Origin of the sequence: [Bacillus] selenitireducens MLS10, from assembly GCF_000093085.1 — a bacterium.
In the GTDB taxonomy this organism is placed as follows: Bacteria; Bacillota; Bacilli; order Bacillales; family Salisediminibacteriaceae; genus Salisediminibacterium; species Salisediminibacterium selenitireducens.
The window spans coordinates 1,855,494-1,867,859 of sequence record NC_014219.1 but is presented as its reverse complement, the minus strand read 5'-3'; the positions used below and the strand labels follow the sequence as shown (position 1 = coordinate 1,867,859).

At 46.7% G+C, this 12,366-nt stretch carries 11 protein-coding genes, 1 pseudogene and 1 other annotated feature; all 12 genes and pseudogenes read right to left on the bottom strand.

Translation table 11 applies throughout. From position 1 onward, the window contains the following. Positions 1-54: 54 nt before the first annotated feature. Positions 55-1,383, bottom strand: a complete 1,329-nt coding sequence (locus BSEL_RS08575; protein WP_013172604.1) for a solute carrier family 23 protein — start codon at positions 1,381-1,383, stop codon at positions 55-57. 180 nt (positions 1,384-1,563) lie between these two features. Next, entirely contained in the window at positions 1,564-2,103 is a 540-nt protein-coding gene (pyrR, locus tag BSEL_RS08570; RefSeq protein ID WP_041582389.1) for a bifunctional pyr operon transcriptional regulator/uracil phosphoribosyltransferase PyrR, read from the bottom strand. A 199-nt stretch (positions 2,104-2,302) separates the two neighbouring features. Beyond that, complete coding sequence (locus BSEL_RS08565) at positions 2,303-3,226, bottom strand: RluA family pseudouridine synthase (RefSeq protein WP_013172601.1); 924 nt, start codon at positions 3,224-3,226, stop codon at positions 2,303-2,305. Then, a complete protein-coding gene (lspA, locus tag BSEL_RS08560; RefSeq protein ID WP_041582388.1) occupies positions 3,226-3,690 on the bottom strand; it encodes a signal peptidase II in 465 nt (154 codons plus the stop codon). The genes BSEL_RS08565 and lspA overlap by 1 nt, the downstream gene beginning before the upstream one ends. A 134-nt stretch (positions 3,691-3,824) precedes the next feature. Further along, positions 3,825-6,587, bottom strand: coding sequence for an isoleucine--tRNA ligase (ileS, locus tag BSEL_RS08555; RefSeq protein WP_013172599.1), 2,763 nt, complete (start codon positions 6,585-6,587; stop codon positions 3,825-3,827). Between the two features lie 114 nt (positions 6,588-6,701). Further along, positions 6,702-6,945 (bottom strand) — a binding site (T-box leader). Between the two features lie 63 nt (positions 6,946-7,008). Continuing rightward, the gene (locus tag BSEL_RS08550; RefSeq protein ID WP_013172598.1) at positions 7,009-7,503 is read right to left on the bottom strand and encodes a DivIVA domain-containing protein; all 495 of its coding nucleotides are present in this window, start codon (positions 7,501-7,503) and stop codon (positions 7,009-7,011) included. A 53-nt stretch (positions 7,504-7,556) separates the two neighbouring features. After that, a pseudogene (locus tag BSEL_RS08545) lies at positions 7,557-8,331 on the bottom strand (YlmH family RNA-binding protein). Positions 8,332-8,358: 27 nt separating this feature from the next. Beyond that, positions 8,359-8,616, bottom strand: coding sequence for a YggT family protein (locus tag BSEL_RS08540; protein ID WP_013172597.1), 258 nt, complete (start codon positions 8,614-8,616; stop codon positions 8,359-8,361). A gap of 20 nt (positions 8,617-8,636) precedes the next feature. Further along, complete coding sequence (locus BSEL_RS08535) at positions 8,637-9,065, bottom strand: cell division protein SepF (protein ID WP_013172596.1); 429 nt, start codon at positions 9,063-9,065, stop codon at positions 8,637-8,639. A 26-nt stretch (positions 9,066-9,091) separates the two neighbouring features. After that, positions 9,092-9,769, bottom strand: coding sequence for a YggS family pyridoxal phosphate-dependent enzyme (locus BSEL_RS08530; protein WP_041581844.1), 678 nt, complete (start codon positions 9,767-9,769; stop codon positions 9,092-9,094). Between the two features lie 33 nt (positions 9,770-9,802). Next, positions 9,803-10,927 (bottom strand): cell division protein FtsZ, encoded by a 1,125-nt coding sequence (ftsZ, locus tag BSEL_RS08525; RefSeq protein WP_013172594.1) that lies wholly within the window; start codon positions 10,925-10,927, stop codon positions 9,803-9,805. Positions 10,928-10,966: 39 nt separating this feature from the next. Continuing rightward, positions 10,967-12,280, bottom strand: a complete 1,314-nt coding sequence (gene ftsA, locus BSEL_RS08520; protein WP_013172593.1) for a cell division protein FtsA — start codon at positions 12,278-12,280, stop codon at positions 10,967-10,969. Between the last annotated feature and the right edge of the window lie 86 nt (positions 12,281-12,366).

Genomic DNA, 12,366 nt, shown 5'->3' with positions numbered 1-12,366 from the left:
ATCGGTTTATTTATTCACCCTTGGGAGACTCACAGGACTCCTTTAAAGGATGGATTATGCGGCGCCATCATTTGATGACTCTTTTTTTTCAGACATATCTTCAAACATCTCTGCGCTCGTCTTGACCCGGTCACGGCCAGGCAAAATCATGTTCAGAACAATCCCGATCACAGTGGCAAGTGCAATACCTGAAACCTCGATGGTATCTGTGACCTGAATAAACGCTCCGCCGATTCCAATGATCAGAATGACAGACGAGATGATCAGATTCCGTTTTCGGCCGATATCGACCTGGTTGTCAATCAGCATCCTCATCCCGTTAGAAGCGATAATCCCGAAGAGAAGGATCGAAACACCACCCATGACAGCAGAAGGAATGGTCGTAATGAGGGCTGAGATCTTCCCGACAAAGCCGAACGTGATAGCAAGGACTGCCGCGCCCCCGATGACGAATGTACTGAACACTCTTGTCAGTGCGACAACCCCGATATTCTCACCGTATGTTGTGTTTGGAGGGCCGCCAAGGAAGGAACTGATCACTGTTGCAATCCCGTCTCCAAAAATCGATCGGTGCAAACCTGGTTTTTCGACAAAATTACGCTCTGCAACCTTACTCAATACCATCTGATCTCCGATGTGTTCGGAAAGCGTGACAAGGGCAATCGGCACCATAATGAGAATGATTTCAATGGACATGCTTGGTGAGTATGTGACGAACGGGATCAGGAAATCCGGCGCCTGAATCCAGGCTGCTTCCTGAACCGGTGAGAAATCGACAATCCCTCTCCATGCAGCAAACAGATAACCGGCCGTGATCCCGAAGAGAATCGGAATCAGTCCGAAGAAGCCTCTGAAGAAGATCGATGCAATGACGGTAACTGCCAGTGTAAACAGTGCAACTCCAAAGTGAAGCCCGCTGTAGCTCTCCGTGACCGGGTCATTCATGGCCATATCAATGGCCACACCGGCAAGGCCGAGACCGATCACCATGATAACCGGTCCGACGACAATCGGCGGCAACAGACGCATGAGCCACTGTACCCCCGTGGCTTTAATAATCAGAGCGACAATCCCGTATACGAGGCCTGCGAAGAAACTCCCGATCATGGCTCCTTCTGGACCACCGATGCTGATTGCCGCGATAATCGGCATGATAAAAGCAAAGGAAGAGCCGAGGTATGCCGGGATTTGTCCTTTTGTGATCACCAGATAGGCGAGCGTTCCAAGACCGCTTGATACCAAGGCGACGGCTGGACTCAACCCTGTTAACAGTGGCACAAGAATCGTTGCACCAAACATGGCAAACAGGTGCTGAATACTCAGGATGATCCATTTGTCCAATCTTGGTATCTCTTTAATTCCTACATCTTTTTGTTCGTTCATGTTAAACTCCTCCTTATTTTTCAAACAAAAAACCTCTTTGCATGTGCCAAAGAGGTACTTCGTCCAAATCTGCCCAAAGGCAGAAAAGTGGAGGAATATACCCCTTTTCAGCTTCTCGGAACTGATTTAAAGGGAGGTTTTTTGTGTTTCACTGTGGATATTTTTCTATGTGTATCAGCGTTATGACTGAACGGCTATGCGCACCTCTTCTTCACCGTCGGCTTCCTGAAGTTTCGCTTCAACCACTTCTGTTTTTGAAGTCGGAACGTTCTTACCAATGTAATCAGGCCGAATCGGCAGTTCTCTGTGCCCTCTGTCAATCAGGACAGCAAGCTGTATGTGAGCCGGTCTGCCTAAATCAATCAGCGCGTCCAAGGCTGCACGGACAGTTCTGCCTGTATACAGCACGTCATCCACAAGGATCACTTTTTTATCTGTGATCGGTGTATCGATGGTCGTACCTTTCAGTTCGGGCTCCTGATCGGTCCGTTTGTGCGTGAGGTCATCCCTGTACAGCGTAATATCGATTTCGCCCGTGGCAATTGTCTTTCCCTCAATCTTTTCAATCCGCTCTTTAAGTCGCTCAGCCAAATACACGCCTCTGGTTTTGATTCCGACGAGAACACAATCATCAATGCCTTTGTTCCGTTCAATGATCTCATGGGCAATTCTCGTAAGCGCTCTGGATATGGCTTTGTCATCCATGATTACCTTGTCCAATGTGTTCACCACCCTGCTGTCAGACTTAACCTTTGAAGACCATAAAAAACCGCCTGTCGCAACAGGCGGGAAAGATGCATCATCTGTTTTCACAGGGAACAGACGTGTCCTGTGAAATACTGTGCGTTCATCCTTCTCAGCCTCTCGGGACTGTATTAAAGGGTCTTAAACTTTTTTTAATTGTGACACAGTCCATTTCTTATGTCAATGGGAATTCACGCTTCATCTGATCAAGTGTTTCTTTAAACCGTTCAGGGACTTCCGCTTCAAACGTCATCTGTTCTCCCGTTACCGGATGAACAAACCCGAGCGTCCTTGCATGGAGCGCCTGTCCTTCAATACTGAAGTCGTGCTTCTTTCTAGGCCCGTATTTCGGATCCCCAACGATTGGATAGCCGATATACTTCATATGGACCCTGATCTGATGGGTTCTGCCTGTCTCCAGCTCACAAAGAACATGGGTATAACCATTCATTCGCTCAATCACCTGAAAATGCGTGACCGCATCCCGCGCATTCTCCTCTGTGACCGTCATTTTCTGACGGTCCTGCGGGTCCCTGCCAATCGGTGCATCAACAGTTCCCTTTTCATGAGGGATCGTTCCGACAACAAGTGCTTCGTACTGACGAATCGTTGTTTTGTTTTTCAGCTGATCGACAAGAGATTCATGGGCCTTGTCATGTTTGGCAACCATTAAAAGACCTGACGTATCCTTGTCTATGCGATGGACGATTCCGGGTCTTGCGACACCATTAATCCCCGAGAGATCCTGACAGTGATACATGAGGCCATTCACAAGGGTCCCTGACGGGTGTCCGGGTGCAGGATGCACAACCATTCCTGCCGGTTTATTCACGACAATGACGTCCTGATCTTCATATACAATATCAAGATCCAAGTCTTCTGCGGTGATCTCAAGCTCCTCGACCTCAGGAACCTTCACCCGAACGACATCGCCAATCTTCAACTTGTAGTTGGCTTTGGACGTCTCGTCATTGACTGTCACATACCCTTCCTGTATCCAGCTTTGCGTCAGACTCCTCGACCAGTCGTCCGACTGATCTGTGAGCCATTTATCGAGACGCTTTCCCTGTTCGTCCACTGTAAATTCAAATGTATTCATCACTTTGATGTCCCCTGTCTTTTTTCCTCAAGAATAAAATAAATCATCATCAATCCCACACCGATGACCAGTGCTGAATCGGCAACATTAAAAATCGGGAAATTATACGTGAAAATAAAGACGTCAATAAAGTCAACGACTTCACCTTCCAATAATCTGTCAATGAAATTCCCGATGGCTCCGCCCAAAACCAGTCCGAGAGATATGCCGAAAAAGCGGGATTCTTTTGCCTGCGTAATGATCATATAGACGATCACACCGACAACGATGACTGTTGCAATATAAAACAGCCACATCTGTCCCTGCAAAATACCAAATGCAGCACCTGCATTTCGGTGACTGGTCAAATAGAGGAATCCGGAAATCAGTTCAATGCTTTGGCCCTGTTCCATCTGAATCACGACAATATATTTCGTTAATTGATCAATTGCGATTACGGCAACTGCTATAACATAGTATAACAGCAAAGTGGATCCCCTCCAGTCTGAATAAAATAACCCGCTCGTTCACCGAAATTACCGGCGAACAAACGCGATCCGTTCATGTTCCTGTAAAAAGAGAATCTGACTGACCCGGTCAGTCAGATTCATCTTCTTAATTACGAATAATGAGTGACAACGATATCTGTACATCTCGGGCAAAGTGTCGGATGACTTTCATCAGTACCCAAATCGGCCGTCACCGTCCAGCATCGTTCACACGTCTCTCCTTCAGCACGTTCAACAAGCACGGACAGGTGATCGTAATGCACCGCATCTCCCGGCGCATCCTTCACAGTGCCTGCAACTTTTGCAGACGAAGTGATGAATAATTGGGCGAGATTCCCGGACGCCTGTAACAGACTCGCATCCGCTTCATCGGCATAGACTTTGATCGATGCATGCAGGTTCTTTTTAATGCCTTTTTCATTTCGTGCATCTTCCAGAGCCTTCATCACATCATCACGCAGCAGCATGAAACGGTCCCATTTTTCCCGCATGTTTTCAAAACCGGAGAAATCCTTCGGCTCCGGCATATCCGTCAGCTGAACGTTTTCAGCCTCAGTCTCCGGAATATATGCCCAGACTTCATCGGATGTGTGTGAAAGAATTGGCGACATCAGCTTCACCAGAGATGTCAGTGTATGATACATGACCGTCTGAATACGTCTTCTGTCTTCATGATCGGCATGCTCCACATAAAGCGTATCTTTGGAGATATCCATATAGAAGGAGCTGAGTTCAACCGTGCAGAAATTCTGAACCTTATTGTAAATACCGGCGAACTGGTATTCATCATAAGCCTTTCTTGTTGATGTAATGAGGTCATTCAGCTTCAGCATCATATACTGATCGAGTTCTCCAAGATCATCGAAGCTTACTGCATGTTCAGAAGGTACGAATCCATCAAGATTCCCGAGTAAGAACCGGAACGTGTTTCTGATTTTACGGTACACTTCTGCGACCTGTTTCAGTATCGCATCAGATACACGCACGTCAGCCTGATAATCAACGGATGCCACCCACAATCTGAGAATATCAGCACCGAGCTGCTTCATCACATTGGCTGGAATCACCGTATTACCAAGGGATTTACTCATTTTCTTACCTTCCCCGTCGAGGGTGAAACCGTGGCTCAGTACGCCTTTATAAGGGGCCTTACCCGTCACCGCAACGGCTGTGGATAAAGAAGAGTTGAACCAGCCCCGGTACTGGTCCGAACCTTCAAGATAGAGGTCTGCAGGACGAACCTGATCATAGCGTTCCTCGAGGACAGCCTGATGGGATGAACCGGAATCAAACCAGACATCCATAATATCCGTTTCTTTCGTAAACGTGCCGTTCGGGCTGTGCTCAGAACTGAAGCCTTCAGGCAAGAGATCTTTCGCATCTTTTTCAAACCAAATATTTGATCCGTGCTCTCTGAACAGGTCAGAAACATGACTGATCGTCTCATCTGTGATGATCGGTTCTCCGTCTTCACCATAAAAGACCGGAATCGGTACACCCCACGCACGCTGTCTTGAAATACACCAGTCACCACGGTCGCGGACCATATTATAAAGACGGGTTTCTCCCCATTTCGGCATCCACTGCACGTCTTCAATTTCTTTTAAGAGGTCCTCACGGAAATCTTTGATGGAAGCAAACCACTGAGAAGTCGCTCGGTAAATGACAGGTTTTTTCGTCCTCCAGTCATGCGGATAGGAGTGCGTAAAGAAGTTCAGCTTCAGTAATGCACCTCTCTCATCGAGTGCTTCTGTAATCGGCTTGTTCGCGGCGTCATAGAACAAACCGCTGAACATCGGTGCTTCATCTGTAAAGTGACCTTTATCATCTACAGGACAGAGGATATCAAGACCGTATTTTTGTCCGACAATGTAGTCATCTTCCCCGTGTCCAGGAGCCGTATGAACACAACCCGTACCGGCATCAAGGGTTACATGATCTCCTAAAACCATCAGTGATTCACGGTCATAAAGCGGATGCTTTGTCAGAATGCCTTCAAGATCCGAACCTTTAAACGTCTGATGCACATCACCGCTCTCAACAACCCCTTCCGCCTCAAGATGCTCAAGCATCCCTTTGGCAACAACGAGTTTTCTTCCTTTTGTTTCAACGGAGACATACTCCAGATCCGGATGGACAGCAATCGCCAGGTTGGCAGGAATTGTCCATGGTGTGGTGGTCCAGATCACCACTTCCTCATCGCCGGAGAGCACGCCTTTACCGTCCACTACTTTAAAGGCGACATAAATTGACGATGAACGTTTATCATGGTATTCAATTTCAGCTTCTGCCAGTGCAGATTCTGAAGAAGGTGACCAGTAAACCGGCTTTTTGCCTTTATAGATATACCCCTTCTTTGCCATCTCACCGAATACGCGAATTTGCTGCGCTTCGTAATCATGCGTCAGTGTAACGTAAGGGTTGTCCCAGTCGCCGCGAACACCAAGCTGCTTAAACTGTTCGCGCTGTCGGTCAATTTGTCCAAGTGCATATTCTTCACACTTTTTACGAAATTCTGCGACTGACAGTTTCTTACGATCAACTTTTCCTTTTTTCGTGAGTGCCGTTTCAATCGGCAAACCGTGCGTATCCCAGCCCGGAACGTAAGGGGCATGAAAGCCGCTCATTGATTTATAGCGTACAATAAAATCTTTCAAAATTTTATTCAGGGCATGACCCATGTGAATGTCACCATTTGCATAAGGAGGGCCGTCATGCAACACAAACATCGGGCGCCCTTCCGTGCGTTTTTGGACTTGTTCATAAATCTTCTCTTCAGCCCACTGTTCCTGCATGGCAGGCTCTCTTTTCGGTAAATTGCCCCGCATCGGAAATTCTGTTTTTGGCATTAACAACGTATCTTTATATTCCATCACTCTCATCCTTTCAACTTTGCTTCATAGTAAGGTGTCAGTATTTTCATGGCTGGCATCTTCGTCTTACAGAGGCGGGATCTTCAGAGAAAACAAAAAACCTTCCCGTCCTGGTTAAGGGACGAGAAGGATTACCCGCGGTACCACCCTGATAAATAAGCCGGTATGTATGTTGAACAGCTTATCCGCTTCAGTACAGGTTAACGGCTGCATCCGGCATTCCTACTGCCCTGCAAAATAGAGGGGTTCAGTCTGCAACTCGAGGGTGATATTCAAAGCTGTGATTCCACCGGGCTCCCACTGTTCCCGATTCGCTGAAGGTTTGCACATCTTTTACTGTCCCTGTCATCGTCCTTCGTTTGAATTGATCTTATCATAGTATAATGAAGGCGGTCTTTTGCGTCAAGTCCATTCTTTTGGATCAGGATTCCTGATTGGATGCTTCCTCATCCAAAGAAGCATGAAGCTCTTCCCAATCATCATGGTTCAGCATCTCGAGCTGTGCTTCAAGAAGCATCTTGAAGCGCATGCGATAGACTGATGACTGCTTTTTGAGCTCTTCGATTTCCAGAGAAATTTTTCTGGACTTGGCCAATGACTCATTGATGATTCTGTCCGCATTCTTTTCCGCTTCTTTGATGATGAGTTTGGCTTCTTTATCGGCGTTACGTTTCACTTCTTCCGCAGTTTCCTGTGCCACAAGAATCGACTTGTTCAATGTTGTTTCAATGCTCGAAAAATGTTTCAGCTTTTCATCAAGTTCATGTACGCGTTCGAGCAATTCTTTCTTCTCTCTGATCACCATTTCATAATCTTTGATGACCTGGTCCAGAAATTCATTGACTTCATCTTCATCGTACCCTCTGAATCCCCGGGTAAATTCTTTGTTATGAATATCCAACGGTGTTAGTGCCATGTGTGAAACACACCTCCATTTGAATTAAAATGCCCAGTCACAGTCACGCTCATTTATTCAGGAAAGCCAAGTGTCAGCTTTATTTTCCCTTTTCGTGTATTACCTTCAATAGCAGTGATATACATTCGGCCGTAGCCTCTGACGGAGACTACGTCCTCCTCTTCGATCGTAAATGCAGGATCGTTAACAGTACGCCAGTTCACCTTGACTTTCTCACTTTGTATCAAGGGCTTCGCCTTTGACCTCGACAAATGGTATCCTTCTGCAATAATCACGTCAAGTCTCATGGATGAGACCGTTTCGTGTTTCCAAACGAGTCTCAGTTCGTTTGGCAGAATATCCGACAAAGGCTTTTTCTTCGGCACGGACTTTTGTTTTCCCGACCTTATCAAGATTCAGGGACATGTAGTCCGCTATTTCGTGGCATACAACCACCTGAAACCGTTCATCTAAAGAGAGAATATCACCAAACTTCTCACGTCTGATTCCCATTCCAGTCAAACTTCCCAGGATCTTCGGGTGCTCAAGCGTGGCAAACTTGACCGGATATTGAAGCTCGAAAAGCGTCAATTCAAAATCACCAGGTTCCGGTTCAAAATAATCCGGTGCAATGATGGCGCGTTTTCTCTCGGCACCTTCCTGTCCCCCGGAAAAATAGACGAGCAGTCCGGCATCTTTGCCAATTACGGATTCAACAATTTTCTGTTCACGGGGATCAAGGAAATCCGTCAGCTTCGGACGGTACTCGTCCAGGACAAGCTGTTTCCAGTCCTGGATCTGATCAATAAACCCGTGTTCTTCCTGTCTGAAATGCTGATAAATCGACATTGTCTGATTCCTACCCCCAGATTTCCCTTACATGCTGAACAAAAAGCTGACACCGCGAATTGCAAAGTTCAATGCAAAAATCGCTATCAAAGGTGAAATGTCAATCATTCCGATCGGAGGAATAATCGAACGGAACGGAGCAAAATAGGGTTCCACGATCCTCCCGATCATTTGTCCAAAATTGGATTCACGTGCATTTGGAATCCAGGACATGATGATATAAATAAAACAGATAAACATATAAATGGTCATGATTTGAATAATCACGCCGCCAATCATTTGCATAGCTTTCACTCTCCATTCTTTCAGTCACGAAGCATTTCAGAAATATTGCCTGTTACATCGACATTATCCGGCGCACAAAGAAAAATATTGTGGCCGAGTTTTTGTATATTGCCACCGATGGCATAAACTGTGCCGCTGAGAAAATCGACAACCCGCTTTGCCTGATCATGAGGCAAGCGCTGGAGGTTGATGACAACCGCACGCCTGTTCTTCAGATGATCCGCAATTTCCTGGACTTCATCGTACGTGTGCGGTTCCTCCAGTATCACTTTTGCCTGACTTTGCACACTGCTCAGACTGACAACATTCCGTTTGTCCTTTTTGCTGCTTTGATCCCAGTCATCCGCAGCCGCACTCTCGGGGTCATAAGACACTTCTTTTTCGATCGTCCGTTCTTCATATTCATCTTCAAGTTCAAAAAAACGTTTAAACTTGCTTTTTAAGGTCATTCATCATCACCTCTTCATGGTATCAGTTACTCAGACCCGACAAGTGCTGATCCAATCCGGACAAATGTCGCCCCTTCTTCCACTGCGATCTCGTAATCATTCGACATGCCCATCGACAGCTCCTTACAAGGTGCATGGGGCAGCGACTCCGCCTGGATCAAATCCCTCAATTTCCTCAACTCAGAAAAAACATGTCGCAGTTCGCTCTCGTTCTCCGTAAGCGGTGCCATCGTCATCAGGCCCGAAACTTCTAAGGCCTGATACTGTTCGAGCTCCTTGATAAACGGCAGGACTTCTGAAGGCGAAATGCCGGCTTTTGATGATTCTCCTGATACGTTCACCTGAACAAAGCACTTCACTTTTTTCCCTTCTGCACGTTTGTCCAACTCTTTCGCAAGGGATAAGCGGTCGAGGGAGTGCAGATAATCAAACTCGTTGATCATTTTCTTTACTTTCTTAGACTGAAGGGAACCGATAAAATGCCATTCGGCACGCGTTCCGATTTCGTCATATTTTTCACGATAATCTTCGACCCGGTTCTCTCCCACATGCCGAACTCCTGCATCCACAGCTTCAATAGCACGTTCAGTGGTCACATACTTTGTCACAGCAATAATGTGAACATCCTGTTCCTGTCGGCCTGAGCGTTCACAGGCTTTTTTTATTTTTGCTTTCACATCCGCTAGTTGTTTACTGACCGTCACCACCGGTTCCTCCTTCAATACTTTCCGTTCTCATTATCGTTGTCTTCGGTTGCGTAAAAACGTCGGAATATCGAGTGTGTCGATTTCTTCCTGACTCGTTTCTTCCACTTCGGCAGCTTTTTGCTGCGGCTGATCCTTTTGTTCCTGTCTGCCTGATTTTTGTGCATTTGGTTTTGAACGTTTCGGCTGAGCTTTTTGCTGTGATGCCTCATCAAAGCCCGTCGCAATGACCGTGACAATAATTTCATCTTTCAGGTTGTCGTTAATCACTGAACCGAAAATCATATTGACCTCTTCGTCTGACGCAGATGACACAATCTCTGCCGCTTCATGCACTTCAAACAGACTTAAATTCGTACCGCCGGTAATGTTCATCAACACACCCTGTGCACCATCGACACTCGTTTCAAGGAGTGGTGAAGAGATCGCTTTCTTCGCTGCTTCTGCAGCCCGGCTTTCGCCCGTGGCAATCCCGATGCCCATCAGAGCGGATCCTTTTTCACTCATGATCGTCTTCACATCTGCAAAATCAAGGTTAATCAGTCCAGGAACTGCAATCAGATCCGAAATCCCCTGTACACCCTGACGCAGTACGTTGTCCGCCTCACGGAAGGCTTCAATCATCGGTGTGTTTTTGTCCACAATTTCCATCAGACGGTCATTCGGAATGACGATCAGTGTATCCACTTTTTCCTTTAAATCGCTGATACCTGTTTGCGCCTGATTCATCCGTCGGCGCCCCTCAAAAGTGAAAGGTTTCGTCACGACACCGACAGTCAGTGCACCGGCTTCTTTGGCTATCTCTGCAATAACCGGAGCTGCTCCGGTGCCGGTTCCGCCGCCCATTCCTGCCGTAATAAACACCATATCCGCGCCCGTCAGATACTCTTCAAGCTGATCCCGGCTTTCTTCCGCTGCTTTTTTGCCGATATCAGGGTTGGCACCCGCACCGAGTCCCCGGGTCAACTTTCCTCCAAGCTGTAATTTGTGCTCCGCTTTTGAAAGCTGAAGTGCCTGTGCATCTGTATTGACCGCAATAAATTCAACACCCTGCAGCCCATTTTCTATCATTCGGTTTACGGCATTGCTGCCTCCGCCGCCGACACCAATAACTTTTATCGTGGCCAACTGGTCTGTATCCATTTCAAACTCTAACATATTTGGTCCCCCAATCTGATTTTCGCTCAAAAAGCCGCTCTATTCGAAAAATGATTTAAACATATTGCTTACTTTATCTTTCACACTGCCTTTGCCCCCGGACTGATTTCTGGCCGGTGTCTCTTTCTTTACCTGTTCACGCTTCACCTGTTTACTGCCCTGTTGCTCCTGATGACCGGGCTGACTCAGTTTTGCTGACAAGTCCTTTCCCTGGATACGCATATGTTTATGTGCAAAAAGCATAAGGCCGATGCCATTGGTGAAGTACGGTTCTCTGACACCTATGTAATCAGGGATGGCTATACGGACATTCTGATCAAATATCTCTTCTGCAAGCTCCATAATTCCAGGAATTTTAGCAGAACCGCCAATCAGTACAAATCCGCCAGGAAGTTCATCATATCCCATACGCTTAATTTCTTTATCAACAAGCTCGAACGTTTCGGCAAGCCTTGGTTCAATGATATTAGCCAATTGCCATTGTGTAAACAATTGTTGCTCCCGGCTTCCGATCTTTGAAACCTCAAAGCTGTCATCCTCTTCATCAGAAGCCGTCGGAACATAGGCATGTCCATTGTTCAGCTTCACAAGATCCGCTTCTTCTTTTGATGTCTTAAAACCAACGGAAATATCATTGGTGATGTGATCACCGCCAACAGGGATCTGTCTTGTCCCGACAAGATCGCCTTGATCGAAAACGGTAACCGTGGTGGAGCCTCCTCCTAAGTCAACGAGCGCGACACCAAGTGCCTTCTCGTCTTCAGAAAGGGCTACATCTCCGGCCGCAAGTGGCTGAAGGAGAATATCTGCAATTTCGAGGCCCGCCCGTTCCACACAGCGAAGCATATTCAATATCGTGGATTTTGAACCGGTAATTAAAGTCCCTTCCATTTCAAGGCGAACGCCTATCATGCCACGCGGGTCTTTGATTTCATCTCTTGAATCCAGTATAAACTGTTTCGGCACCAGTCCGATGATTTCACGATCAGGTGGAATGGAAACGACCTGGGCTGTATCCATGACACGGTTCACATCTTCGTCACCGATCTCCCTGTCTTCACTCGATACAGCTACAACTCCGTGACACCGCTGCATTTGAATATGGTTACCGGTAATCCCGACCACGACATGATTGATGCTCGCATTGATCATTCGTTCCGCTTTTTCCACAGCTTCTTTTATGGAGTTCACTGTCTCATCAATATCGACAATGGCCCCTTTTTTTATGCCTCTTGATTTTGCCTCCCCGACGCCGATCATGTTCACCGAATCTCGTCGAACTTCACCCACCATAACCCTGACACTCGAAGAACCGATATCTAGGGTTACATACGTTGACTGTGTGACCAACATTCACACCTCCCTGTTTGATTCAAACCAACTCTTAGTTCGTCCATCCAACAATACTTCTTGATGAGCGCTTAAAAAACCTTTATTTG

Coding starts and splice junctions, on each gene's coding strand:
- ftsA (WP_013172593.1), bottom strand. CDS start 12,280: ATGTTGGTCACACAGTCAACGTATGTAACCCTAGATATCGGTTCTTCG.
- BSEL_RS08550 (WP_013172598.1), bottom strand. CDS start 7,503: ATGGCACTAACACCGTTGGATATTCATAACAAAGAATTTACCCGGGGA.
- ftsZ (WP_013172594.1), bottom strand. CDS start 10,927: ATGTTAGAGTTTGAAATGGATACAGACCAGTTGGCCACGATAAAAGTT.
- ileS (WP_013172599.1), bottom strand. CDS start 6,587: ATGGAATATAAAGATACGTTGTTAATGCCAAAAACAGAATTTCCGATG.
- BSEL_RS08565 (WP_013172601.1), bottom strand. CDS start 3,226: ATGAATACATTTGAATTTACAGTGGACGAACAGGGAAAGCGTCTCGAT.
- BSEL_RS08575 (WP_013172604.1), bottom strand. CDS start 1,383: ATGAACGAACAAAAAGATGTAGGAATTAAAGAGATACCAAGATTGGAC.
- BSEL_RS08540 (WP_013172597.1), bottom strand. CDS start 8,616: ATGCAAATGATTGGCGGCGTGATTATTCAAATCATGACCATTTATATG.
- BSEL_RS08535 (WP_013172596.1), bottom strand. CDS start 9,065: ATGACCTTAAAAAGCAAGTTTAAACGTTTTTTTGAACTTGAAGATGAA.